The 24640-nt window shown below is 58.2% G+C and carries 22 protein-coding genes; 9 read left to right on the top strand and 13 right to left on the bottom strand.

Annotated features, from left to right (window positions below; all coding sequences use genetic code 11):
* Positions 1 to 10 precede the first annotated feature (10 nt).
* Positions 11 to 940: a TRAP transporter small permease subunit gene (locus OLX72_RS14750; RefSeq protein WP_114870573.1), complete on the bottom strand. Its 930-nt coding sequence runs from the start codon at positions 938 to 940 to the stop codon at positions 11 to 13.
* Between the two features lie 142 nt (positions 941 to 1082).
* Complete coding sequence (locus OLX72_RS14745) at positions 1083 to 2168, bottom strand: TRAP transporter substrate-binding protein (protein ID WP_114870574.1); 1086 nt, start codon at positions 2166 to 2168, stop codon at positions 1083 to 1085.
* 259 nt (positions 2169 to 2427) lie between these two features.
* On the opposite strand from OLX72_RS14745, the gene OLX72_RS14740 reads away from it, so the two are divergent.
* Both OLX72_RS14740 and OLX72_RS14735 read left to right on the top strand, forming a co-directional pair.
* Positions 2428 to 3876, top strand: a complete 1449-nt coding sequence (locus tag OLX72_RS14740; RefSeq protein WP_114870575.1) for a cache domain-containing protein — start codon at positions 2428 to 2430, stop codon at positions 3874 to 3876.
* Positions 3873 to 4517, top strand: coding sequence for a response regulator transcription factor (locus OLX72_RS14735; RefSeq protein ID WP_114870576.1), 645 nt, complete (start codon positions 3873 to 3875; stop codon positions 4515 to 4517). Before OLX72_RS14740 ends, OLX72_RS14735 begins: the two co-directional genes overlap by 4 nt.
* Before the next feature lie 83 nt (positions 4518 to 4600).
* On the opposite strand, the gene OLX72_RS14730 is transcribed toward OLX72_RS14735, so the two are convergent.
* Positions 4601 to 5254, bottom strand: coding sequence for a hypothetical protein (locus tag OLX72_RS14730; protein ID WP_114870577.1), 654 nt, complete (start codon positions 5252 to 5254; stop codon positions 4601 to 4603).
* A 77-nt stretch (positions 5255 to 5331) separates the two neighbouring features.
* Positions 5332 to 5565, bottom strand: a complete 234-nt coding sequence (locus tag OLX72_RS14725; RefSeq protein WP_433988970.1) for a hypothetical protein — start codon at positions 5563 to 5565, stop codon at positions 5332 to 5334.
* A 230-nt stretch (positions 5566 to 5795) separates the two neighbouring features.
* On the opposite strand from OLX72_RS14725, the gene OLX72_RS14720 reads away from it, so the two are divergent.
* Together OLX72_RS14720 and ilvN are read left to right on the top strand one after the other, a co-directional pair.
* Positions 5796 to 7547, top strand: coding sequence for an acetolactate synthase 3 large subunit (locus tag OLX72_RS14720; RefSeq protein ID WP_433988969.1), 1752 nt, complete (start codon positions 5796 to 5798; stop codon positions 7545 to 7547).
* Positions 7548 to 7621: 74 nt separating this feature from the next.
* A complete protein-coding gene (gene ilvN, locus OLX72_RS14715; protein ID WP_433988968.1) occupies positions 7622 to 8182 on the top strand; it encodes an acetolactate synthase small subunit in 561 nt (186 codons plus the stop codon).
* 9 nt (positions 8183 to 8191) lie between these two features.
* On the opposite strand, the gene OLX72_RS14710 is transcribed toward ilvN, so the two are convergent.
* Positions 8192 to 8572: a hypothetical protein gene (locus OLX72_RS14710; RefSeq protein WP_162798065.1), complete on the bottom strand. Its 381-nt coding sequence runs from the start codon at positions 8570 to 8572 to the stop codon at positions 8192 to 8194.
* Between the two features lie 237 nt (positions 8573 to 8809).
* Here OLX72_RS14710 and OLX72_RS14705 point away from each other — a divergent pair, with 237 nt between their 5' ends.
* The 3 genes from OLX72_RS14705 (at position 8810) to OLX72_RS14695 (ending at position 11123) form a co-directional block, all read left to right on the top strand.
* The gene (locus tag OLX72_RS14705; protein WP_433988967.1) at positions 8810 to 9607 is read left to right on the top strand and encodes a helix-turn-helix domain-containing protein; all 798 of its coding nucleotides are present in this window, start codon (positions 8810 to 8812) and stop codon (positions 9605 to 9607) included.
* A 120-nt stretch (positions 9608 to 9727) separates the two neighbouring features.
* The gene (locus OLX72_RS14700) at positions 9728 to 10900 is read left to right on the top strand and encodes an aromatic ring-hydroxylating oxygenase subunit alpha (protein ID WP_114870583.1); all 1173 of its coding nucleotides are present in this window, start codon (positions 9728 to 9730) and stop codon (positions 10898 to 10900) included.
* A gap of 10 nt (positions 10901 to 10910) precedes the next feature.
* Positions 10911 to 11123: a hypothetical protein gene (locus OLX72_RS14695; RefSeq protein ID WP_114870584.1), complete on the top strand. Its 213-nt coding sequence runs from the start codon at positions 10911 to 10913 to the stop codon at positions 11121 to 11123.
* Positions 11124 to 11176: 53 nt separating this feature from the next.
* Here the strand turns inward: OLX72_RS14695 and OLX72_RS14690 are convergent, their stop codons facing one another.
* The 6 genes from OLX72_RS14690 to OLX72_RS14665 all read right to left on the bottom strand — a co-directional run bounded on the left by OLX72_RS14690 (position 11177) and on the right by OLX72_RS14665 (position 19997).
* Positions 11177 to 11962, bottom strand: coding sequence for a DUF2189 domain-containing protein (locus OLX72_RS14690; RefSeq protein WP_433988966.1), 786 nt, complete (start codon positions 11960 to 11962; stop codon positions 11177 to 11179).
* Positions 11963 to 12069: 107 nt separating this feature from the next.
* A complete protein-coding gene (locus OLX72_RS14685; protein ID WP_114870586.1) occupies positions 12070 to 13491 on the bottom strand; it encodes an amidase in 1422 nt (473 codons plus the stop codon).
* Positions 13492 to 13593: 102 nt separating this feature from the next.
* The gene (prfB, locus tag OLX72_RS14680) at positions 13594 to 14721 is read right to left on the bottom strand and encodes a peptide chain release factor 2 (RefSeq protein WP_114870587.1); all 1128 of its coding nucleotides are present in this window, start codon (positions 14719 to 14721) and stop codon (positions 13594 to 13596) included.
* A gap of 88 nt (positions 14722 to 14809) precedes the next feature.
* The gene (locus OLX72_RS14675) at positions 14810 to 17362 is read right to left on the bottom strand and encodes a penicillin-binding protein 1A (protein ID WP_433988965.1); all 2553 of its coding nucleotides are present in this window, start codon (positions 17360 to 17362) and stop codon (positions 14810 to 14812) included.
* A gap of 186 nt (positions 17363 to 17548) precedes the next feature.
* Entirely contained in the window at positions 17549 to 18769 is a 1221-nt protein-coding gene (locus tag OLX72_RS14670; protein WP_114872305.1) for an N-acetylmuramoyl-L-alanine amidase, read from the bottom strand.
* A gap of 73 nt (positions 18770 to 18842) precedes the next feature.
* Complete coding sequence (locus tag OLX72_RS14665; RefSeq protein WP_114872306.1) at positions 18843 to 19997, bottom strand: pyridoxal phosphate-dependent aminotransferase; 1155 nt, start codon at positions 19995 to 19997, stop codon at positions 18843 to 18845.
* Between the two features lie 67 nt (positions 19998 to 20064).
* On the opposite strand from OLX72_RS14665, the gene OLX72_RS14660 reads away from it, so the two are divergent.
* Together OLX72_RS14660 and OLX72_RS14655 are read left to right on the top strand one after the other, a co-directional pair.
* Positions 20065 to 21381 (top strand): M48 family metalloprotease, encoded by a 1317-nt coding sequence (locus OLX72_RS14660; RefSeq protein WP_114872307.1) that lies wholly within the window; start codon positions 20065 to 20067, stop codon positions 21379 to 21381.
* A 23-nt stretch (positions 21382 to 21404) separates the two neighbouring features.
* A complete protein-coding gene (locus tag OLX72_RS14655) occupies positions 21405 to 22151 on the top strand; it encodes a DsbA family protein (protein ID WP_114870588.1) in 747 nt (248 codons plus the stop codon).
* A 24-nt stretch (positions 22152 to 22175) separates the two neighbouring features.
* Here OLX72_RS14655 and ispG read toward each other — a convergent pair whose 3' ends face one another.
* Entirely contained in the window at positions 22176 to 23309 is a 1134-nt protein-coding gene (gene ispG, locus OLX72_RS14650) for a flavodoxin-dependent (E)-4-hydroxy-3-methylbut-2-enyl-diphosphate synthase (protein WP_114870589.1), read from the bottom strand.
* A gap of 92 nt (positions 23310 to 23401) precedes the next feature.
* On the bottom strand, positions 23402 to 24610 hold the full coding sequence (locus tag OLX72_RS14645; RefSeq protein ID WP_114870590.1) for a helix-turn-helix domain-containing protein: 1209 nt from the start codon (positions 24608 to 24610) through the stop codon (positions 23402 to 23404).
* Positions 24611 to 24640 lie beyond the last annotated feature (30 nt).

Below are 24640 nucleotides of genomic sequence, written 5' to 3'. Positions count from 1 at the left end.
GTCCCGTAGATTAATGTGCGCCTTCATAGGCTTCTTCACCTTCGCCCAGGGTATCCCTGTCGAGGTATTTGTTTTCGCTTTCCGGACCTTCACGCCATTCAAGGTAGGACCGGTAGAACATCGAAACCGCTTGCAAAAAGATCATCGCCGCAAAGGCGCACAACAGCACTTTGAACAGGAAATAGCCGTTAAAGCCGTTCGGGCTGAAGCCGATGGTTTCCACGTTCCAGCGCATCGCGCGCGATTTCAGCAGCAGACGGTCCAGCGTGTCGGACGCGGACGGCTTTGGCACGATCAGGTGGCGCCACATGAAATACCAGCCATACATCCATGTCAGGACAGCCATCGGCATCATGAAGAAAAGAGAACCGAACATGTCGATGATTTTTTTGGTCCGGAATTTGACGACGGAATAGAACAGATCGACCCGCACATGCCCGCCCTGCACAAAGGTGTAGGCCGCACAAAGACAAACCACCAACGCGTTGTAAAGCTTGAGCTCTTCGGCAAACCAGCTGATATCGAATTGCAGCGGAATACCAAAGCCGATGGAAATGTCGGGGCGCGTGAAAATACGCTGCATGAACACGATGACGATCTGTTGCAGTACCATCAACAGGCCCGCCCATGCGAAAAAGCGGCCCACCGTGTTGGCAAAGCCTTCCAACACGCGGACATAGCCCCACATGATCTGGTGTCGCCACATGCCCAGCGCCGTCAGCACAAAGAACGCGGCCAGAATGACAAAGAAAAATTCGACCGAACCGCCATAATATACAAAGCGCATGACCGCTTCTTTATTGGTCCAGTCCAGCCAGAGGCCGGGATTGGTGATCGCGTAGCCGAAATTGTAAAACGCTTCGGCAAGATTGGTGAAAAACCACATCACTCCGTCTGCAAGCGCGCCAAATACGCTGGCGCCATCGGCGTTTTCTTCCATCCCGGTGTCCCCTCCCAACAGCGCAAAAGCGCGTGTCTGGTCGTCTATAATGTTCTGACCTGCAAAAAACAGGCGTCTTCAAGTGTCGAAAGACAGCGCCAGTCAGCGCTGTCTTTCCATTCTTTTGATCCGCTATGGCAGATCAGCCTCCCAGAACGCGGTTACGCTGAGCAACGTAGTAGCCGTCCGATTGCAGGATCCAGTCCGAGCTGGCCGCAAGCGATGCTTCAAAGCTTGCACGGATTTCGGCAAACAGTTCGTCGCTCATGTTTTCGTCCATGACTTCCTTGGATGCGGCACCGAATGCGTCCCACACATCGTCAGGGAACTGCATGGTTTTTACGCCCTGCGCCTGAAGACGCTTCAGCGCGGCACCGTTGTTGGCCAGTGTTTCGGCCAGCTGGGTATGCGTTGTCGCCATGGCGGCGTTGGCCACGATGGCCTGATGCGCAGGTGACAGATCGTTGTAGACGTCAAGGTTCATACCAACGGCCAGACCCGAACCCGGCTCGTGGAAACCGGCGGTGTAGTAGACTTTGGCCACCTCCTGGAAACCGGCGCGTTCATCCGCAAACGGACCAACCCATTCCAGACCGTCCAGAGCACCCGAAGACAGCGCCTGATACAGCTCGCCGCCGGGAATGTTCTGAACCGATGCGCCCAGTTTGCCCAGCACCTTGCCGCCCAGACCGGGCATGCGGAACTTCAGACCGTTAAAGTCGTTGGCCGATGTGATTTCGTTACGGAACCAGCCGCCCGACTGCGAACCGGAGTTGCCCGCAAGGAACGAACGCAGGTTAAAGATTTCACCCAGCTTGTTGTGCAGGTCCTGACCGCCACCGTGATGGTACCAGTTGGTCAGTTCTTGCGCTGTGCCGCCGAACGGAACGGCCGTGAAATAGGCATATGCCGGATGCTGGCCGATGAAATAGTAATCTGCCGAGTGATACAGATCGGCCTGACCGGACGACACTGCGTCAAACACTTCGAACGCACCCACCAGTTCGCCCGGTGCTTTCTTGTCGATGGTCAGTTGACCATCGGACATGGCGCCAACCATTTCTTCAAAATAGGTGGCGGCATCGTCAAGAACCGCAAATCCGCGCGGCCATGATGTGACCATGGTCAGGGTCCGCTGGCCTTGCGCGTATGCAGGTGCCGCCAGTGTTGTTGCCGCGGCGGCCGAGCCACCCAATGCGGATGTTTTCAAAAAGGAACGACGATCCATTAAGCAATCCTCCCAGATATAAGATGCCCTGCGCACAGCCAAAGCCAGACACACGGGCGGATCGTTTCGAGTGTCGCCACCATATGTAGACCGTTACGATTGTGAATACCTAGTACTGCGTAGAGCGCGCCGTTTTTTCGGAATTTTCTTTGGATCGACGCCATTTTTTGACCAAGACCGGAGTACATGCCGCGCTTCATGTGCGCCTGACGCCGCGCTTGCCCTTTGATTTGCGCGCGATTCGCCGTAACGATCCCTTATGCGTTCGCTTTTTGCACGATTCCGGCCCAACTATGCCCAAAAACTGGCCTTGGTGGCATCGGTTCCACTTATTTTGGCCGTGGCTGCGATTGCGGCCTTGGTGGCTGTCCAGTCGCGTACCCTGGCGGAACGCGAAATCAAATCGCTTGAAAACCAGTTGATCGAGGCAAAGAAAGCCGAATTGCGCAATTACGTAACGCAGGCGCGCAACGGGTTCTATTTCATCTACGGGTCCGCCCAGCCCGATGACCAGCAGGCCAAGGATCAGGTCGCACAGATCCTTTCGGCGATGATTTACGGCACCGAGGGTTTTTTCTTTGTCTATGATTACGACGGCACCAATCTGGTCAGCCCGCGCCAGACCGACCGGATCAATCAGAACTGGGCGGGTCTGACTGACAGCGAAGGCACCCCAATCGTTGATGAATTCATCAATCTGGCCCGCAGCGGTGCCGGATATCACACCTTCCTGTGGCCCAAACCCTCGACCGGAGAAGAAGCGCAGATGGTGGCCTATGTCACCGGCTTTCAAAGCTGGCGTTGGGCTGTGGGCACCGGCGTGTTCATCGACGATGTGCTGGCCACCGTGGCCGCCGCCCGCGCCGAGGTTGAAACCCGCGTGGAACGCACGTTCTTTTACATCGGGGCAATTACACTGGCGGCGCTGCTGGCGGTTTTCGTATCGGGCATGGTGATCAATATCCGAGAACGGCGTCTGGCCGATGCAAAGCTGAAAAAACTGACCCAGCGTGTCTTTGATGCCCAGGAAGAAGAACGCGGGCGCGTGGCCCGTGAATTGCATGACGGCATCAGCCAGATCCTTGTCGGGGTGCGCTATGCGCTGGATACTGCACGCCGCAGGCTGGGCGCACAGGATACCGGGGCCGCCGCCCCGCTTGACAAAGGCATCGAAAATCTGGCCGAGGCCATTACCGAAGTCCGCCGTATCAGCCGCGATCTGCGCCCCGGCGTGCTGGATGATCTTGGGCTTGGCCCCGCCCTGAAAACGCTGGTGGACGAATTCAGCGCCCGCACCGGTATCGAGACAGAGTTTGACACGGTGGTGTTTCGCAACCGGCTGGGTCCGGACGCAAAAATCGCGCTTTATCGTATCGCGCAAGAGGCGCTGACCAATATCGAACGCCATTCCGGTGCGACCCGCGTCAGCGTTGACATCCGTGGCCATAAAAAAGGCGCGACCCTGCGCATCGCCGACAACGGCAGCGGCCTGTCAGACAGCGAAGACCGCCGCGCAACAGGGCTGGGTTTGCGCAACATGCAGGAACGCATTGAACAGCTTGACGGCACGTTGCGCATCTTCTCAGCCCGCAGCGGGCAATCTGGCGAGGGCACAATTATCGAGGCTCAGGTGCCGTTGACCCATCTTTTGCCACCGCAATCGAGCACCGAAACACCCAAAGAACCACCGAAAAAGGCAAGCGCATGACCGATCCTGTCTCTGTTCTGATCGTCGATGATCATCCCATGGTCGCCGAAGGCATCCAGTCCATTCTGGAAAGCTATGATGACATTCGTGTTGTCGGCACGTTGTCCAACGGGCGCGAGGCGGTGGAACAGGTGGCGCATCTGAAACCGGATGTGATCCTGATGGATCTGAACATGCCCGAACTTGGCGGATTGTCGGCCACGGAAATTCTGCTGGAGCAGGCCCCCGACACCCGCATTCTGATCCTGTCGATGCATGACAGCCCCGAATATATCGCATCCGCCCTGTCGCACGGGGCGATGGGCTATGTGCTGAAAGACGTACCGACAGACGAGATCAAGCAGGCGATTGATACAGTGATGCAGGGCAATCGCTACTTGTGCACCGGTGCCAAGGGATCGCTGGAACCCAAACCCGGCACCGAGCGCGAGGCGCTGACCGGGCGGGAACAGACCATCCTTTTGCAACTGGCCCAGGGCAAATCCAACAAGGAAGTGGCGCTTGATCTGGATATTTCCGTGCGCACCGTTGAAACCCATCGCAAGAACATCAAACGCAAACTGGGGATTTCCAGCACCGCCGGGCTGACCCGCTATGCGATGGAACACGGCGTGTTGCAGGGCACCGGCGCAGGATTGTAACGGCAACACTATCCGCACGCGCCCGGTCACGACCTTGGATCAATCTGCGGTGCAGAACCGTTAACGGGCCAAACCTGTTGCTTTCACGTTCCGGTTTGTGCCGCAGATGCATCTGACCTGAAGGCGGCAACCTGAAAACAGAAATACGTCCACGTTGCGATGCCGACAAACTTGAACCCTTCTTCCAGCGCCTGCCCCAGCCCGTAGTCTATTGGCAGGATTTCCTGCACAGCATCGACAAGCACAGACATCGCCAGCGACGTCATCGCCAGCAGGAACGCAGCCCCGTCAATTTCGAAAATCTTGGCGCGAAACCGTTTCAGCACGTACCCGATGAAAATCGCATAAAGCGGCACTATGATGCCTTCCGCAATGTAGCGGTCATGGATCAGGAAAAAGTCATCGACAGCCAGAAAAAACGAAAACCCGCCAATCAGGATCAGCAAGGTCCGGTGCGTATCGCCCACCGGAAAATCATCAGTCGCGATGCGGAAGAAACAGAAGGCCGCGCCTGACACCCATAACCAGCTGCCGATGTTGGACAGAAACCCCAGAAAGCTGGACGTGTCCGTCTGCTGTGCCGGATCTCTGGTCATTTCGATATAGCTGAAGCCCGACATCGACATGATCCAGACAGTGATCACATAAAACAAGGCAGCAGGCACGCTGCATATCAAAAGACACCGCACCACATTTCCCCAAAGAACGGTCTTTTGCATATCGGTTGTTTTGGTCACGTACTGCCCCTTTGGCTTCGCAAGACATGTTGATGTGTCTTCGGATTTGCTTCGATAGCCGTTATCGAGGGGGCAGATCAAGCCTGCACCCTTGTCCGTTCGTTCCCGATGAAGGGAACCGTACCGGCATTTCGCCTGCCAAAAGGAATAGGCGCAAACGCGGATCTTCGGACCAGACGCGCTTTTGTGTGCAATGAAAGCACCTCCAAGCCGTTGCCGATTTGTGTAGATTCACGCAAAATTCGCGCATCGTTTTCCCAAATCAACCAAAAACGACGATTTTTGCGCAATAAACCGAAAGAAAAATGCATCCCTGCGACATTTTTTGTGCGATTTGCCTGTTGACGGCCCCGCACCCCGCTCCTAAAGTCCGCGCGACACGTAAGGAAGCCTTTGAATATGACAGAACTAGTCGTCATCGTAGGAAGACAGCGCATGGGCCGGTAACGGTACACCATATTGGTTCCCATGCGCCCCCGCCCGAACGGGGGCTTTTTTATGCGCACAAGAAAGACACGTCTGATTAAACGGAGCAACGCAGATGACACGTCAAATGACCGGAGCGAAAATGATTGTCCAGGCCCTCAGGGATCAGGGTGTGGATACAGTCTTTGGCTATCCCGGCGGTGCCGTGCTGCCGATCTATGACGAGATTTTTCAGCAAAACGATATTCGCCACATTCTGGTGCGCCACGAACAGGGCGCGGCACATGCCGCCGAAGGCTATGCCCGCGCCACCGGAAAGCCGGGTGTGTGTCTGGTGACATCCGGCCCCGGCGCGACCAATGCCGTAACCGGTATGACAGATGCCCTGATGGACAGTATCCCGATCATCGTTCTGACCGGACAGGTACCAACCTTCATGATCGGGTCCGATGCCTTTCAGGAGGCCGATACTGTTGGCATCACCCGCCCCTGCACCAAACACAACTGGCTGGTGAAAGAGACCGACAAACTGTCCGAAGTCATTCACGAAGCGTTTCACGTTGCCACCGCCGGACGCCCCGGCCCGGTTCTTGTGGATATCCCCAAGGACGTCCAGTTTGCGACCGGCAGCTATACAGGCCCGAAACAAAAGACCAGCCGCTACCAGCCGCAGGTCAAGGGCGATATGGAAGAGATTACCGAACTGGTGGCGGCGCTGGAAAAAGCCAAGAAACCGCTGTTCTACACCGGCGGCGGCGTGATCAACTCTGGCCCTGCGGCCAGCCAGTTGTTGCGCGAACTGGTGGATGCGACCGGCATTCCCATCACCTCAACCCTGATGGGTCTGGGCGCCTATCCGGCGTCGGGCAAGAACTGGCTGGGGATGCTGGGCATGCACGGCCTGTACGAAGCCAATCTGGCGATGCACGATTGTGATCTGATGATCAACATCGGCGCCCGGTTTGACGACCGGATCACCGGACGTCTGGATGCGTTCAGCCCGAAGTCGAAAAAGGCCCACATCGATATCGATCCGTCTTCGATCAACAAGGTGATCAAGACCGACATTCCAATCGTGGGCGATGTGGCCCATGTGCTGGAAGATATTCTGAAAGTCTGGAAGGCGCGCGGCCGCAAAACCAATGCCGAAGGCATCGCCAAATGGCATGCCCAGATTGATGAATGGCGCAAGGTGGACTGTCTTGCGTTCAAGCAAACAGGCAAGGTGATCCGTCCGCAACACGCCCTCGCGCGGCTGGAAGCATTGACGAAGGACCGCGACCGCTATGTCTGTACCGAGGTGGGACAGCACCAGATGTGGGCCGCGCAATACCTGAATTTCGAAGATCCCAACCGCTGGATGACATCGGGCGGTCTGGGCACTATGGGCTATGGGTTCCCCGCCTCCATCGGCGTGCAGATGGGCCATCCTGATGCCTTGGTGATCAACGTCGCAGGCGAAGCAAGCTGGCTGATGAACATGCAGGAAATGGGCACGGCCGTTCAGTACCGCCTGCCCGTGAAACAGTTCATTCTGAACAATGAACGTCTGGGCATGGTGCGCCAGTGGCAGGAATTGCTGCACGGCGAGCGCTATTCGGAAAGCTGGTCAGAGGCATTGCCCGATTTCGTCAAACTGGCCGAAGCGTTCGGGGCCAAGGGCATCCGGTGCAGCGATCCGGCTGATCTGGACGATGCGATCATGGAGATGATCGACCATAAAGGGCCGGTCATTTTCGACTGTCTGGTTGAAAAGCATGAAAACTGTTTCCCGATGATCCCGTCCGGCAAGGCGCATAACGAAATGCTGCTGGGTGAGGCCGAAACCCAGGGCGTCATCGACGCCAAGGGATCGGTGATGGTTTAGACGCGTTTCCTGATCGGAAACCCAACGGGAACAGCCGGATCGACCGGCAAAAGAACTTCAGGAAAGGCACATAAATGTCTGCTCTCAAAATCAAAAAAGGCGCAACCAGCCATTCGGCCTACAACCTGCGCCCGAACTTTTCGGATGTCGAGGAAAAGCACACGCTGGCTGTTCTGGTGGACAACGAAGCAGGTGTTCTGGCGCGGGTGATCGGCCTGTTTTCAGGGCGCGGTTACAACATCGACAGCCTGACCGTCGCCGAAGTGGATCACACAGGACATCTGTCGCGCATCACCATCGTCACATCCGGCACACCGCAGGTGATCAATCAGATCAAGGCGCAACTGGGCCGGATCGTACCGGTGCATGAAGTTCACGATCTGACGGTCGAAGGTGCGTCGGTTGAACGCGAACTGGCGATGTTCAAAGTGGCCGGCGCGGGTGACAAGCGTGTCGAAGCGCTGCGCCTTGCCGACATTTTCCGCGCCAGCGTGGTCGACAGCACGCTGAACAGTTTTATCTTTGAAATTACCGGCGCGCCTGAAAAGATCGACGCCTTTGCCGATCTGATGCGCCCCCTGGGTCTGGTCGAGGTGGCGCGCACCGGTGTCGCCGCCCTGCCCCGCGGCGAATAGATCAGGAACCTACTGATTGGCCGAGGCTGGCGGCAACAATCCGCTGTCCCCGGCCGGATGTTCAAGCATAGGTCCGGCAAACTCGATCCCGCGCGGCTTGAAGGGTACGATTTCGGCGGATTCCGTGCGGGCTGGCTGCGCGCCGGAAACATCTGTCAGCGTTCCTGCCAGATCAGGGTACAGCCCGTCCGCGACCAGCCTTGGGTTATGGGCGTAACGCAAATGTCGGTCCACCGTCAGATCAAACTGAACCAGATCACCCGCGTCCATCAGGAAATCCTGCGCGGATGAATCCTGCGATCTGGTGTAGAACGCAAGGTCGCCATGGTCCTCGCACCAGATGACCGCTTTTCGATCTGTCGTGTCGCTCCAAAGTACTACGCCAATCATGTTCATTCCCAGATTAAAATTCCCTTTCAGTTTTCATGATCACCTGCCGAAACAACATTACTAATACCGTGTCGCCCTCTTGCATTTTGTGTCCGCACCGCTAGGGTTGTGTCGCGAACTGGCGTCATGTGCGACGCTAATTAGCGTCAAAACTGTAAGAACTGATTGCTTTTTGTGGAATACACCCCGCGACCGGCACTATCCGATCTATATTACGCCCGTTAAAAAGAACTGAAGATGACAAAACCCGCACGATCGCCCGCTGAGCTACGCAATATGTTTGGCGCTAATTTGCGTCATCTTGCCAGCGCCTACCCGTCCATTTCGGAGTTATCGCGCCAGTTGGGCATCAACAGAACCCAGTTCAACCGTTACCTGTCCGGCGAAAGCTTTCCCCGGCCGGATGTTCTGGCCCGCATCTGCGCGTTTTTCAACGTCGATGCACGGGTGTTGCTGGAACCGGTGGCGCAACTGAACGGCAATCATGAACTGTTCAACACTCCGGTATTGCGCGACTTTCTGGGCGACAGCGTCCGAAATGTGACAACAGAAATGTTCCCGGACGGATTCTACCGTTTTTCGCGCCGCAGCTTTGTGAACGAAGAACTGATGCTGACAGGTTTGGTGCTTGTGTTCAGAAAAGACAGCAACACTTACATCCGTGGCTACGAACCCAAAGAAGCCATGCGCCAGCAAGGCCTGCCTTTTGATCTGAAGAACCGTGAATTCCGTGGCTTTGTCATGCATCAGGAAGATGGGGTTGCAGCGTTCGTATCGCGTCGCAATTCGATGACATGTTCGTTCAATTATCTCAGCCGCGTGCCGTCCTACGAAAACAATTTCTGGGTCGGATACGCCACGCGTACCGTGCGCGAATCCGTCACCAGCACCCGGATTGCCCGAATGGTTTATGAACATATCGGAACAGGCACGGCCGCGGCGCTGAAATGCGCGCGCGATACAGGGTTCTGCGGTGTCGAGGATCTGTTGCCGTTTCATCGTCGCCTGCTGCAACTGGATCAACCGTTTCAATAGATCTCCGCGTGTCGCCTGTGGCAAAACCGCGTCGCCTTCGGACAAGCCGATACAGGCATTTTCCGTAAAGTCCTCCGATAGTTCAACGCGCGCCTGCGCCTGCCTTCGGAGTCGCCTTTCATGAATCCCACCTTTACCGATCTGAGCGCGGTGCGCCGCCCCATCGCGCAAGCCCGTGGCCTGCCCAACGCCCATTACATCGACGATGCGGTGATTGCCGAAGAAAACCAGGCTGTGCTGGCCAAACAATGGGCCGGACTGGCCGTCGCTGCCGATGTGCCGGAACCGGGTGATGCGGTGCCAATGACCTTTCTGGGGATGCCGCTGCTGCTGGTGCACGCCAAATCGGGCGCAATCAAGGTGTTTCAGAACACCTGCCGCCACCGCGGCATGATCCTGGTCGAAGAACCGCGCAAGATCGAAGGCGCGATCCGCTGCCCCTATCACAGCTGGTGTTATTCCACCGAAGGCAAGCTGGTCAGCACGCCCCATGTCGGCGGACCGGGGCACAACACCCACGCCGATATTGATCGTGCCCTGCTGGGCCTGATTGAAGTGCACAGCCATGTCTGGCGCGATGTCGTCTGGATCAACCTCAGCGGTGACGCACCGGCCTTTGAAGAGGCCTTTGCCGATCTGATCCAACGTTGGGCCGATTTTGACAAGCCGATGTATCACGGCGGCCCCAACAGCCGTTTCCAGCTTGAGGTGAACTGCAACTGGAAGCTTGCGGTGGAAAACTACTGCGAGAGCTATCACCTGCCGTGGGTCCATCCGGGCCTCAACAGCTACTCCCGGCTGGAAGACCACTACAACATCGAAGAACCCGGCAAGTTTTCAGGCCAGGGCACGCTGGTCTATCGACAGCTCAAGGCCGAAAACGGGGCCGTGTTCCCCGATTTCCCCGATGTCGGCACAAAATGGAACGAAGCGGCCGAATATGTCGCGGCCTATCCCAACGTACTTCTTGGCGTTCATCGCGATCATGCGTTCGCGATCATCCTTGTCCCCGAAGCCAAGGACCGCACCATCGAACACGTGCATCTTTATTATGCAGAGCCCGACACAAGCGACGAAATGCGCATGTCCAACGCCGCCCTGTGGAAAGGCGTGTTTGTGGAAGATGTCTTTGTTGTTGAAGGCATGCAGCGCGGGCGGCTTGGTTCCGGATTCGATGGCGGAAAATTCTCGCCCGCGATGGACGGGCCAACCCACAACTTTCATGACTGGGTCGCCACACAGGTGATTGCGCACCGCGATGCGATCAGCGCGCCGGCTCAGGCAGCAGAATAGGGAACGCGCCATGAATGCTCTGGACCAGCGCTTGCTACAGGCCCACGCCGCGGATGACCGTCTGGCGCTGGTACCGCTTTACACACAGGCGGCCGATACCGCACCGGATCTGGATGCCGCCTGTTTTTTCCTGACCCATGCCTATGTCTATGCCCTGGAACAGAACCACGCAGATGCGCGCGCGCTTCATGCCCGGCTTGTGGCGCAGGGCCGCGAAGAATAACAGCAAGTACCTTTTTTGCCGGAAATACCGGGGGTGATTACCGCCCCTGCCCGTCACTCCGCAGGGACGGCCATTGTGACCATCTGGCGATACAAATGCCATGTGGCGTGACCCAACAGCGGCAAGACAACCAGAAGGCCCACAAACCACGGGATCAGCGCCAGAAACGTGATGCCGGCAATCAGCGCCGCCCATGCCAGCATCGGCACCGGATTGGCCACGACGGACTTGAAACTGGTGATCATCGCCGTGACGAAATCAACCTCGCGGTCCAGCAGCAAAGGCAGGGCCACCACCGTGATCATGTACAGGATCAGCGCAAAGACCGCGCCCACGATCGTTCCGAATGTCAGCATCATGATGCCGTTCGCGCTTAAGAAAACATCAGGGGATGAAAACACGTTTGTCATCGTCGACAGGCCAAGGAACAGCGCAAAAATCATGTGACCCAGAAAGAACCAGAACATGAAAATCACGATGATGATCGCGCAGATCGAGGGCAGTTGCCGCTTGCTTTGCAGCAGGATCACTCCGAACACACCGCTCCAGTCCAGCGGCTCTCCTGCCTCCAGACGGCGCGACACCTCGTAAAGGCCGACAGCGGCAAACGGGCCGATCAGCGGAAAGCCCATCACCGCCAGAACCAGCCAGAACGTGTGCCCGGTCTGATAAGTGATCCACGCAATCGCCCAGCCGGCCAGGACATAAAACCCCGCAAACGCCAACCCGTAAAGCGGGGCGCGGCGGATATCCTGCCATCCACGCGCCAAAGCTTCGCGCAGCATCGCGCCGTTGACAGGGGCCAGTGGCGGAACGCCAAGCTCAGGTGTCTCTGCCATATGTTGCGCCTCCCCGCGCGATCAGTGCCTTTTCGCGCGCACCCGCCATAGTTACCGACAGAAAAAACGGTTCGCGCCCCAAGATCAAGCCCCTGCTGAAATGCCCGTTACATCTTTGGCGGCTGAGTATTCGGCCAATCCGTGGCGCGGTGATAGGCGTGGCCCAGTTGCAGCGCGCCCAGATCATCACCGAACGCCCCGAACATCTGCATGCCCATGGGCAATCCGGTCGCGCCAAAGCCAACAGGAATATTTAGGCTGGGCAACCCGATCAGACTGACCGGCACGACACATTCCATCCAGCGGTGATAGGTATCCATCTTGACCCCGTTGATGCCCTGCGGATACCGCCAGTCGATCGGAAACGGCCAGACCTGCACAGATGGCATGATCAGCGCATCATAGGTTTCAAACAGCGCCGCTGCCGCCCGAAACCAGTCTGACCGGATTTCGCTGGCACGATAAATATCGGCCGTGCTTTGATTTTGGCCACTTTCGATTTCCCATAGGGTTTCATCTTTCAAAAGCGCCCGTTTGGCCGGGTCTTCATAAAGCGCCCGCATCGACCCGGCGCGCGCAAAGCCCCGCAATGCGCACCAGCTGTCCCACAGGGCGCTGGCGGAAAACGGTGCCGGTACCTCTTCGACCTGACAGCCCTGAGCGACAAAGACGTTCAGGGCCGCACGCCCGATATCAAGGATTCCCGGTTCGACCTGAAAGGCGCCGCCCCAATCCCCCAGCCATCCGATCCGCCGCCCGCGCACTGGTGCCTCCAGTTGCGGGCCAAGCGCGGTATGGGCCATCCCGTGCGGCTGGCGCGGGTCCGGCCCCGCGATGACATCCAGCAGTGCTGTCAGATCCGCAGGCGAGCGCGCCATCGGTCCATCCGTCACCAGTTGGTTCAGATACATATCGCCTGCCGGTTCGTTGGGCACCCGCCCCCAAGTCGGGCGGAACCCGTAGACATTGGCCCATGCCGCCGGATTGCGCAGGCTGCCCATCGCATCAGACCCGTCTGCCAGCGCCAGCATCCGCGTCGCCAGCGCCGCAGCAGCCCCGCCCGAGGATCCGCCAACGCTGCGGTCCGGCGCATAGGGATTTCGCGTCGCGCCATAGATCGGATTGAACGTATGAGAGCCCATGCCAAATTCCGGCACATTGGTTTTGCCAATGAATATCGCACCCCCCGCCCGCATCCGTGCTGCCAGCACCTCGTCCGTCTGTGGAACATGATCGGCAAACAACGGCGATCCGGTGGTAGACCGGATGCCTTGCACCTCGACCGTGTCTTTCACAGCCATGGGCAGGCCGTGCAGCACGCTTTTTCGCGGCGCAGTCGATATTTCTGCATCCGCTGCCCGCGCCTCGGCCAGCAGGTCATCGGCGTCGCGCAAAGCAACAATGGCGTTGATGTCCGGATTGATCCGGTCAATCTGCGCCAGCGTGGCGCGCATCAGTTCTTCTGCACTGATCTCCTTGCGGTCCAACCGGTCGGAAAGATCACACGCCGTCGTGTTCAGCACGTCCACACCACATCCCCTTCTAAAGTTCAGCGAACGATAGAAGCCGCGCCCACGCAGCGCAACATCCCGAAAAGATGTTCAATGCTGATCGGTCTTGTGTGGTGGCGTTCAGTCCGCGCCGCGCGCCTCGGCACGGGATTTGCCGCTGGCATTCAACGCCAGTGTGGCCCCCATCAACCCGTCCAGATCGCCGTCAAGCACGCCCTTGGTATCGGATGTTTCGTAGTTGGTGCGCAAATCCTTGACCATCTGATAGGGCTGCAACACGTAAGATCTGATCTGGTTGCCCCAGCCTGCGTCACCCTTGTTTTCATGGGCTTCGTTGATGGCTGCGTTGCGTTTGTCCAGTTCCATCTGATAGAGGCGCGACTTCAGGGCCTTCATCGCGATATCACGGTTCTGATGCTGCGATTTTTCCGAAGATGTCACTACGATCCCGGTCGGATGGTGGGTAATGCGCACCGCCGAATCCGTGGTGTTCACATGCTGCCCGCCCGCGCCCGAACTGCGATAGGTATCGATCCGGATATCAGCCGGATTCACCTCGATTTCGATATTGTCATCGACAACGGGATACACCCAGACCGAACAGAATGACGTGTGCCGCTTGGCGGCGCTGTCAAACGGGCTGATGCGCACCAGCCGGTGCACGCCGCTTTCCGATTTTAGCCAGCCATAGGCGTTCAGGCCGGAAATCTTGTAAGTCGCCGATTTGATCCCGGCCTCTTCGCCCGCACTTTCGGACTGAAGTTCAACCTTGTAGCCCTTGCGTTCGGCCCAACGCACATACATGCGTGCCAGAATGTTGGCCCAGTCACAGCTTTCCGTACCACCCGCACCGGCGTTGATTTCCAGAAACGTGTCATTTGCATCGGCTTCGCCATCCAGCAGCGCCTCAAGCTCTTTCTGCGCGGCCTTGATCGCAAGCGCCTTCAGTGCGACCTCGGCTTCGGCAACAACGTCCTGATCGTCCTCCATCTCGCCCAGTTCGATCAGTTCGATATTGTCACTCAACTCCTGCTTGATGCTGGAATAGGTCTCCATCGCGTCCACAAGCGCCTGCCGGTCCCGCATCAGCTTTTGCGCGGCTTCGGGGTTGTCCCACAGGTTCGGATCTTCAACGCGGGCATCAAATTCTTCCAGCCGGAACGGTGCCGTTTCGACATCCAGCCGCTGCCCCAGCAGGTCCAGCGACTTCTGAATTTGATCCACAGTGTTTTGGGCGTCTGCGCGCATCCGGCAATAACCTGTCCTAGAGTGATGGAAATGCGGTGATAAACCAGCCCCGCAGCGCGGGCAAGCGGTGCCGGTCGCTTAAATGGGTCTAGTACAATCCACCGGAACTGACCGTGCCGAAATCCGCCTTGGGTCCGACCACCGCCGTTTCACCGGACGATGTCGTGACCTGTCGTCCGCTTTCGATCACTTCTTCGAACAACGGCAGGTTCGATCCCATGGCAAATCCGCCATCAAATGTCAGGCCGAATATCGGTTCTTCCCCGTCACGGAAATACTCTGCGACAACATTGGGGCCGGACGCTTCATTCGGCAGGCGGGCACCGGTGAAACGATCGATCTTGATGAATGTCCCGCCAGGCGGGATGGCAAACTGACCGCCGCCATATTTGGCCGTCGCCTCGGTCATGAATTCCTGAAACACAGGACCGCACATTGCGCCGCCAAACGCGCTGCGCCCCATCGGGCGCGGCCTGTCAAAGCCGATGTAGCAACCGGCAACGATGTTGCTGGTAAACCCGATAAACCAGACATCGCGCGCATCGTTGGTGGTTCCGGTCTTGCCCGCAACCGGCACACCCAGCTTGACATATCCGCTGGCAGTGCCGCGTTCCACAACGCCGGTCATCATCGATGTCAGCTGATAGGCCGTGACCGCGTTCATGATCTGGTCGCGGTTGGACACGATGCGCGGCCCCAGCCCGCTGCGAATGTCGGGATCGGAACAATCCGAACACACGCGCTGGTCATGGCGGTAAATGGTTTTGCCGTACCGGTCCTGTACCCGGTCAACCAACGTGGGCTGCAGCCGTTCGCCACCATTGGCAAACATCGCATAGGCCGTCACCATCTTGTAAAGCGTCGTTTCTTCGGACCCAAGCGCGTTGGCCAGAAACTGGCCCATATAGTCGTACACGCCGAACCGTTCGGCATAGGCCGCCACAACATCCATCCCGACCTCTTGCGCCAGCCGGATAGTCATCAGGTTGCGCGACCGTTCAATACCTGTGCGCAGCGGCGTTGGCCCGTAATACTGATTGGACGCATTGCGCGGACGCCACAGCCCCTGGGGTGTGTTGATCTCGATCGGGGCATCAATCACGATCGTCGCGGGGGAATACCCGCTGTCAAGTGCTGCGGCATAAACGAACGGCTTGAACGAAGATCCCGGCTGGCGCTGTGCCTGGGTGGCGCGGTTGAACACGGAATGCTGGTAGGAAAACCCGCCCTGCATCGAAATCACCCGTCCTGTATTGACGTCCATCGCGACAAAGCCGCCCTGCACTTCGGGCACCTGACGCAGGGTCCAGCGGATAAAACTGCCATCGCTGTCATCCGTCATCCGGCGCACCAGAACAACATCGCCGACCTCGACCAGATCACCTGCAACCTTGGCCTTGCTGGAAAGCGATCCGTCCGGACGCCGCTTGCGCGCCCATTGTACATCCTTGGCCGGAATTAAATGGCCATCGGCGTCGTCTTCCACACCTTCGATGCCGATGCGCGCATCATTGTTGCCCACCTCAAGCACCACAGCCGGATACCACTGGCTCTCAAGGTCAACATCGCGCGCCACTTTCACCTTCGCCAATGCAGCGCGCCAGCTTTCCTCGTTCGCCAACAGTGCCGGATCGATCTTCTTGCCGGTGCCGCGCCAGATACCGGTTCCACGGTCATATTTTTCCAAACCGCGCCGCAGGGCATTGGCCGCAATCGGTTGCATCTGCGCATCGATGGTCGCGCGCACGGTCAACCCGCCGGTGAAAAACTCGCCCTCGCCGAAATCCTCGCTCAGCTGCCGGCGGATTTCGTCGGTAAAATAATCGCGCGGCGGCAAAGCAGTGCGGAAGCTTTCGAAATCGCCATTCTGCACCGAACGCAACGGCGCCGCGCGTTCCGCCTCGTAGGTTTCCTTGTCCAGATAGCCGTTTTCGAACATCTCTTTCAGCACGAAATCACGGCGCGCCAACAAACGCTCCTTTTCGCGCACCGGATGATAGTCCGATGGCGCCTTGGGCAAAGAGGCCAGAAACGCCGCTTCATGCGGTGCCAGCTCGCTCAGGCTCTTGTTGAAATAGGTCTGCGCAGCGGCCGCCACGCCATAGGAATTCTGGCCCAGAAAAATCTCGTTCAGATAAAGTTCCAGAATGCGCTCTTTGTCCAAGGTTTCTTCCAGCCGCGCGGCCAGAATGATTTCCTTGATCTTGCGCTCTGCCTGACGGTCCCCCGACAAAAGGAAGTTCTTCATCACCTGCTGCGTGATCGTCGATGCGCCGCGCACGGTCTTGCCGCGGGTCTTGATCGCTTCGAACCCGGCGGCCGCAATGCCGCGCGCGTCATAACCGGCATGGGTATAGAAATTCTTGTCTTCGGCAGAAATGAACGCCTGTTTCACCAGATCTGGGATCGACTCGGCCGGAACGAACAAACGCCGTTCACGGGCAAATTCATCGATGATCTCGCCCTCGCCCGAATAAATCCGGCTGATCGTGGGCGGTTTATACTGTGCAAGGGATTCATGGCTGGGCAGATCGCGCCCATACATCCAGAAGATGCCCCCGATGGTCAGCGCAACAGCGGCGATGCCTAGCGTCAGAACGCTGAAAATCGCACCGAAAAATGACAGGATGAATCGAAACACGCGCACAGCCTTACCTTGGGGACTGCCTCTATATAGGGTGCCACATGCGGGGCGTCAAAACACGAGTGTGGCGCGCGCGGCCATTTCCCGCCACGTCACACTCCACCTATAATATCAAAGTCATTAAGCCGCGTTTCTTTTTGCCGAAAATAAGGAACCGACGGTAGCATCCGGGACAAAGCAGGGTTATTGCCGCACAAGGTCACGTACCGCCTCGTCCAGCACCGCCCAGTCCTGCAATCCCTGCCGGATACCGCGCGCCATACGGGCGCGCCATTCCGGATCACGCAGATTGTCCAGATCGCGATTGCTTGACAAAAATCCCAGCTCGATCAGTACAGACGGGATATCGGCGGCTTTCAGCACGGAAAACCCGGCATGGCGGATGGCACGGTTGTTCATCGGTCCGCCCGCCTTTTCCATGGCGTCCGCCAGCGCCCGCGCAAGCGCTTTGGTTCTGGGCTTGGTTTCCTGCCGCGCCAGTTCCAGCAGAATGCCGGTTACCTCGTCATCCGACCCCGACAGATCGACACCCGCCAGAACATCCGCTCGGTTGTGACGCTGAGCCAGACCTTCCGTTGCCTTGTCCGATGCCTCGTCCGACAGCGTGTAGATCGTCGCGCCGTGCGCCTGCCCTTCCGATAGGGAATCCGCATGAAGCGAGAGGAACACATCCGCACCCGCGCGATGGGCAATGGCGATGCGTTCCTGCAGCGACACAAAAACATCCGCATCCCGCGTCAGCACCACTTCAAATCCGCCCGAACGCACCAGAACCTCGCGCAACTCGCGCGCGAACTGAAGCATCAAAACCTTTTCCACATCACCATCGCGTTCGGCGCCGGGATCAACGCCACCGTGACCCGGATCGATCACCACGATCAGCGGATCATCGGCGGTGCGCGGCGCGCGCGCGGGCAGATCGGCAGGCGCCGGCAAGGCCCATTGCAGATCGGACGGTGCCCCCGACCGGGCGGCATAGGTATCCGCGTCAGTTGTTCGCAGTGTAATCCGCAGATGCGCGGTTCCGGTTGTGATGTCGGTGTCCAGCCCGGCCTTGTCCAGAACCATCGGCTCTGTCAGATCGGCAATCAGGCGCGACCATCCGGGCCGGAACGGACCGAACCGCACATCGCTGATGCGCTTGCTGTCAAGCAGTGCGTCCTGCGACACTCCGGACCAGTCGACCTCTTGAAAATCAATCACCAGACGGCGCGGATCAGCAAGGCTGTAAACCCGATAAGGCACCGCCTGACTAAGGTGCAGATCGATATTGGTGGTGCCCCACCACCCGTCCGTGATGGCACTTTGATCGCTATCGACACGCGCCAGCGCGCTCAGATTCTGCGCGACACCGCTGAGCGGCCACAGGCCGAATGCCAATAGGAAAAGAAAAAGCCTGATCATCTGCCCGCCGCACATTTGCGTTTTGCCGGCATCCTACCCGAGCACGGCCGCGAATGGAATCGTCCAAAGCTAATTAATTGCTGGCATCACGCTGCGCCATGAACACGGTAAGCCGCGCCAGACCCTCCTGCATGTCTTCGGTGGATCCGGCATAGGAAAACCGCAGCGTCGTATGCCCCCGCACCGGATCGAAATCCAGTCCCGGCGTAACGGCAACACCGGCTTTTTCCAGAATTTCCGCTGCAAAGGCGCGGCTGTCGCTGGTCAGATCCGACACATCGGCATAAACGTAAAACGCGCCGTCAGGCGGTGCAAAGCGGGAAAATTCGGCCTTGGGCAAGCCCTTTAGCATCAGGGTGCGGTTCGCCTTGTAAACATCCATATTCGCTTGCAATTCCGCGTCACAGTCCAGTGCCGCGAGGGCCGCGATCTGGGCCGCATGGGGCGCGCAGATAAACAGGTTCTGCGCCAGCCGTTCTATGGTGCGCACATGATCCGGCGGCACCACCATCCAGCCGACGCGCCATCCTGTCATGCTGAAATATTTGGAAAACGAATTGATGACATAACATTGATCCGTGATTTCCAGCGCGCTGACCGCCTTGGCCTGATATTCGATCCCGTGATAGATTTCGTCGGATATGAATGCGGCTGATTGCGCCTGTGTGGCCGTGATCAGATCTGTCATTGCAGCACGGTCCAGCATGGTGCCCGTCGGGTTGGCGGGCGAAGCCACCAACAGCCCGGCCAGATCCAGCCCAGCAAAATCGGATGGTACAGGTTGCAGCCGGTTTTCCGGTGCCGTGGGCAGATCGACGGGCTGCAACCCCAGCGCATGCAGGATCTGGCGGTACGAAGGATATCCCGGCGCGCCGATGCCGACACGATCCCCGCTATCGAAGAGGGCCGTGAAAGACAGGATAAACGCCCCCGACGACCCGGACGTGATCACCACGCGTTCCGGATCAAGATCGACATTGTACCAATCCCGGTAAAGCTGCGCAATCCGCGCCCGCAAAGCAGGCAGACCCAGTGACACCGTATAGCCCAAAGACTGGTGTTCCATCGCCTTGGCCAGCGCCTGCGTTGCGCCGCTGGGCGCACCGGTGGCCGGCTGGCCCACTTCCATATGGATGATCCGGCGGCCTGCGGCCTCGGCCCGGCGGGCGGCCTCCATGACATCCATCACAATAAAGGGATTAACCTGAGATCGGGTTGAGTTTTTCACCGGAACACTCCTAAATGCGATCATGGATTTCTGGCGCCCCTTTCACCGCGAAACTGTCGCTGCGTCAATGCGCGCGCAGGGTGCCTTGCGCCTGTTTTTCGCCTTTGCACTGGCGCTGTTGGTCGCGCTGCCTGCACATGCCGTTCAGCTTTTGCGCGATCCAGATATCGAACACGCGCTGCGCAAACTGGCCGAACCGGTGTTGCAAGCGGCGGGCCTGAACCCGAACCGGGTGCGTATTCTGATTGTGAATGACAGTGCGCTGAATGCCTTTATCATCGATTCCGATGCGATTTTCATCAATTACGGGCTGATCCTGAAGCTGGACGAACCCGAGATGCTGCAAGGGGTCATAGCCCACGAAGCCGCGCATATCGTCAACGGCCATATTTCCCGCCGGATGGCAAATCTGCGCAACGCCCGAACGGTTTCGGGGCTGGGTATGGCCTTGGCAGCAGTCGCAGCCGCCAGTGGTCAGGGCGAGGCCGCAACAGGGCTGGCTCTGGGCACCAGTTCTTCAGCGCAGCGCAGCTTTCTGGCGCACACCCGCAGCGAAGAGGCATCGGCCGACCAGTCTGGCGTGCGGTTCCTGAAACGTGCCGGCATCAGCCCCAGTGGCATGCTGAAAGTCCTGCAAATTTTCGAAGGGCAGGAACTGCTGATTGGCGGGCGGCAGGACCCTTATGCACGCTCGCATCCGCTGAGCCGTGACAGGGTGCGCGCGATGGAAGCCTTTGTCGCGGCCTTTGGCGACACCAGCACGCCGGATGCGGATCGCAATTATTGGTATGCCCGCGCACGCGGCAAGATATCGGCATTCACCCGCTCGCCCAAATGGACATTCGGGCGCGCCAAGGAAGGCCCGACACAGGATATTACCCTGATGCGGCAGGCGATCGCGCATCATCGCAATTCCAATGCAACCCAAGCGGTCAAGGCCATCGACGCCGCCATTGCCCTGCGTCCGTCAGACCCGTTTTTCTATGAACTCAAAGGTCAGATTCTGCTGGAAAGCCGCCAGATCAGTGCCGCTGTGACTGCGTACAAGAAAGCCGTCGATCTGGCCCCAAAAGATGCCCTGATCCTAAGCAGCTATGGGCGGGCACTGTTGGCCAATGAACAATATGGCGCTGCCCTGCAAATGCTGGAAAACGCCCGCGCGCGTGATTTCCGCGATACGCGTCTTTTGCGTGACTTGTCAGTTGCATATGCGCGTCAGGGCCAGAACGGGATGGCATCCCTGGTCACGGCAGAACGTTATGCCCTGCAGGGCCGCCTGAAAGACGCCGAAATACACGCCAAACGCGCATCCGGCCTTTTGCCTGCAGGGTCTGGCCCTTGGCAACGCGCGCAGGATGTGATCATTGCTGCCGAACGCAGCTGAACAAACCGGATCGGAGACCCGTCATGAAACGAACACTGACCGCACTGATGGCTTTTCTGATGCTGTCCGCCCCTGCCCTGGCTTTTGACATGGAAGCCATGTCAGACAGCGAACGCACGGCGTTTCGCGCCGAAATCCGCGCCTATCTGCTGGATAACCCCGAAGTGATCATGGAAGCCGTTGCCGCGCTGGAAGAAGCGCAGAACCAGGCGCAGGCGCAAAGCGATATCGCGCTGGTGCAGGCCAATGCAGCCGACATTTTCGACGACGGGTATTCTTGGGTGGGTGGCAATCCGGATGGCGATATAACACTGGTCGAATTTCTGGATTACCGATGCGGGTACTGCCGCCGAGCCCATGGCGAAGTGGCACAGTTGCTGGAAAGCGATGGCGATATCCGCCTGATCGTCAAGGAACTGCCAATCCTGGGTGAACAATCATTGCTGGCTTCACGCTTTGCGATTGCCGCGAAACAGGTGGCGGGCGATGCTGAATACAAGATCCTGAACGATGCCCTGATGACAATGAACGGCGACGTCAGCGAAACCAGCCTGCGCCGCCTGTCAGACACGTTGGGATTTGATTCAGACGCGATTATCGCGGCGATGGACTCTGATGCAGTGACACAGGAAATTGCCCGCACCCGTGCGCTTGCACAGCGGTTGCAGATCAATGGCACGCCGACCTTTGTGATGGAAGATCAACTGTTGCGGGGATATCTGCCGCTGGACCAGATGCAGGCACTGGTGGCTGATCTGCGCGCGCGCTGACAGCGACAACAACCGGCGGCAGCGTTACTCTGCCGCCTGTTCCGCGACCGCCATTTCAGTTTCGATTTCGGATGCGCGTTTTTCGACCTGTTCGACGATGTGATCAATCATCCGATCATTGTCCATCTTGTGGCTTTGCTTGCCCGCAAGATAGACCATGCCCGCGCCGGCCCCGCCGCCGGTAAAACCTACATCGGTCATCAGCGCCTCGCCCGGGCCGTTCACCACGCAGCCGATGATACTCAGGCTCATCGGTGTCTTGATATGTTCCAGACGCTGCTCCAACGCTTCGACCGTCTTTATCACGTCAAAGCCCTGCCGCGCGCAACTGGGACAGGAAATGATGTTGACCCCGCGATGGCGCAGGCCCAGCGACTTCAGGATTTCAAACCCGACTTTGACCTCTTCCACCGGATCGGCAGACAGGGACACGCGGATCGTGTCGCCAATCCCCATCCACAACAGGTTGCCCAGACCGATGGCGGACTTGATCGTACCGCTGACCAATCCACCCGCTTCCGTGATGCCCAGATGGATCGGCGCGTCGGTCGCATCGGCCAGTTTTTGGTAGGCGGCGGCAGACATGAACACGTCAGATGCCTTGCAGCTGATTTTGAATTCATGAAAATCGTTGTCTTGCAATATCTTGATGTGATCCAGACCGCTTTCCACCATCGCATCCGGGCAGGGTTCGCCATATTTTTCAAGCAGGTGCTTTTCCAGCGACCCCGCATTCACCCCGATCCGGATGGAACAGTTGTGATCGCGCGCCGCCCTGATCACTTCTTTCACGCGGGCCGGATCCCCGATGTTTCCGGGATTGATGCGCAGACAGGCGGCCCCCGCCTCGGCGGCTTCGATGCCACGTTTATAGTGGAAATGGATGTCAGCGACGATTGGAACGGGGCTTTCGCGCACAATCTCTTTCAGCGCCTTGGCGCTGTCCTGATCGGGCACCGAAACGCGCACGATGTCCGCGCCCGCATCTGCTGCGGCCTGCACCTGTGCGATGGTTCCGGGCACATCGGTGGTCAGCGTGTTGGTCATGGTCTGAACGGCAATCGGCGCGTCACCGCCCACCGGCACATTGCCCACCATGATCTGGCGCGATGTCCGCCGGTAAATGTTTTTCCAGGGCCGTATGTGGTTCAGCGACATGGGCGCAAACCCTTTTTGATTGCGTCTGTAAGTTGAATATTAGGTAGGGCAGCAGGCCGTTGCGCGCAAGGTTTGCGCCAGCAACGCGCCGGTTAGTCCTGAACTGGTACAGGCGTTTGCAATTCGGCCACCATCTGCGCCAGATCGCTGTCCTGTTCCAGATCGGCAATCGCATAGGTTTCACTTAGAGCCGTGATCGACAGGGACACATTGGCCGTGACAGACCCGCTTTCGCCAGCCGGGCCATAATGGGCACCGTTCATTTCGAAATAGATCGCTCCGGATTCGCCCACGCGCAGGGTTGGCGGTTCCTCGGTGGTTGCCACCTCGTACGTGTCGCCTTTTTCCATGATCGATTCAAAGATCACAGTGCCGTCAGCGGCCCGTACCCGCACCCAGGACGGACGCACCGCAACGACGCGCAGGCCCGGTGTCGGCGTTTCAACCACTTGCGGCACCGCCGTAGCAGGGGTGGCGGCATCCGCAGTCAACACCACAGGATCGGAAATCGCCTGCGGTGAGGTGAAAACACCCGACGCATTCGGATCAAGCGTGGAAATCGGTGCATCGCGTGCCACCAGAACCGGAACATCCAATGCTTGCGGGCGGTAAAGCCGGTCAAATGCTTCGGGGGATGGCGGAACGATCACATCCGATGTGGATGACACTACATTTGCGGGCGTGGTCTGATCTATCGTCGTATTCAGCGGATCAAGATCAGACAACACCACCGGCGTCTGATCCACAGGCGCATACTGCACGCGCTGCACTTCCTTCAGAACCGACCAGCCGCCAAATCCGATGGCACTGATCAGGCCGACCAGAACAATCATTGATCCAACAGCGCCGGGTTCAATCCGCGTCCAGAGTGCATCACCCGCGGGAACGAAAGGCATCGACGGAGACGAGAACGGATCACGGTTCGCACCGGAAAGCCGCTCTTCCCGGCTGGGTTTTTTGACGACAGATGCCGCTTCGGACATACCGTGTGCTACGGAAAACCCGCTTTCTTCGCAAAAAGACGCGAAAGCCTTGTCAGGGTCCATTTCCAGATAGCGCGCATAGGACCGCACATAACCTGCAATAAAACCGGGTGTGTCAAAGGCGGACGGGTCGCAGTTTTCGATGGCCGCGATATACGCGGCCTTGATGCGCAATTCACGCTGCACATCCAAAAGTGATTTTCCCATCGTGGCACGCTCACCGCGCATCACATCGCCAAGACGCAGATCGAAATCATCAAACCCTTTGGGTTCAACAACGACCTCTGCGGCCTTACGGGATAACCTACGCCCGATCATACCTAACTATCCGCCCCCTAAAAACACGCG

Source organism: Sulfitobacter sp. TBRI5 (genome assembly GCF_051013555.1).
Classification (GTDB): Bacteria; Pseudomonadota; Alphaproteobacteria; order Rhodobacterales; family Rhodobacteraceae; genus JL08.
This window is presented reverse-complemented; position numbering and strand designations above follow the sequence as displayed.

What these genes read in the sequence shown, in the direction of transcription:
- OLX72_RS14750 (WP_114870573.1), bottom strand. Translation starts at nt 940, where the DNA reads ATGGAAGAAAACGCCGATGGCGCCAGCGTATTTGGCGCGCTTGCAGAC.
- OLX72_RS14745 (WP_114870574.1), bottom strand. Translation starts at nt 2,168, where the DNA reads ATGGATCGTCGTTCCTTTTTGAAAACATCCGCATTGGGTGGCTCGGCC.
- OLX72_RS14740 (WP_114870575.1), top strand. Translation starts at nt 2,428, where the DNA reads ATGCGTTCGCTTTTTGCACGATTCCGGCCCAACTATGCCCAAAAACTG.
- OLX72_RS14735 (WP_114870576.1), top strand. Translation starts at nt 3,873, where the DNA reads ATGACCGATCCTGTCTCTGTTCTGATCGTCGATGATCATCCCATGGTC.
- OLX72_RS14725 (WP_433988970.1), bottom strand. Translation starts at nt 5,565, where the DNA reads ATGCATTTTTCTTTCGGTTTATTGCGCAAAAATCGTCGTTTTTGGTTG.
- OLX72_RS14720 (WP_433988969.1), top strand. Translation starts at nt 5,796, where the DNA reads ATGACACGTCAAATGACCGGAGCGAAAATGATTGTCCAGGCCCTCAGG.
- ilvN (WP_433988968.1), top strand. Translation starts at nt 7,622, where the DNA reads ATGTCTGCTCTCAAAATCAAAAAAGGCGCAACCAGCCATTCGGCCTAC.
- OLX72_RS14710 (WP_162798065.1), bottom strand. Translation starts at nt 8,572, where the DNA reads ATGATTGGCGTAGTACTTTGGAGCGACACGACAGATCGAAAAGCGGTC.
- OLX72_RS14705 (WP_433988967.1), top strand. Translation starts at nt 8,810, where the DNA reads ATGACAAAACCCGCACGATCGCCCGCTGAGCTACGCAATATGTTTGGC.
- OLX72_RS14700 (WP_114870583.1), top strand. Translation starts at nt 9,728, where the DNA reads ATGAATCCCACCTTTACCGATCTGAGCGCGGTGCGCCGCCCCATCGCG.
- OLX72_RS14695 (WP_114870584.1), top strand. Translation starts at nt 10,911, where the DNA reads ATGAATGCTCTGGACCAGCGCTTGCTACAGGCCCACGCCGCGGATGAC.
- OLX72_RS14690 (WP_433988966.1), bottom strand. Translation starts at nt 11,962, where the DNA reads ATGGCAGAGACACCTGAGCTTGGCGTTCCGCCACTGGCCCCTGTCAAC.
- prfB (WP_114870587.1), bottom strand. Translation starts at nt 14,721, where the DNA reads ATGCGCGCAGACGCCCAAAACACTGTGGATCAAATTCAGAAGTCGCTG.
- OLX72_RS14670 (WP_114872305.1), bottom strand. Translation starts at nt 18,769, where the DNA reads ATGATCAGGCTTTTTCTTTTCCTATTGGCATTCGGCCTGTGGCCGCTC.
- OLX72_RS14660 (WP_114872307.1), top strand. Translation starts at nt 20,065, where the DNA reads ATGCGCGCGCAGGGTGCCTTGCGCCTGTTTTTCGCCTTTGCACTGGCG.
- OLX72_RS14655 (WP_114870588.1), top strand. Translation starts at nt 21,405, where the DNA reads ATGAAACGAACACTGACCGCACTGATGGCTTTTCTGATGCTGTCCGCC.
- ispG (WP_114870589.1), bottom strand. Translation starts at nt 23,309, where the DNA reads ATGTCGCTGAACCACATACGGCCCTGGAAAAACATTTACCGGCGGACA.
- OLX72_RS14645 (WP_114870590.1), bottom strand. Translation starts at nt 24,610, where the DNA reads ATGATCGGGCGTAGGTTATCCCGTAAGGCCGCAGAGGTCGTTGTTGAA.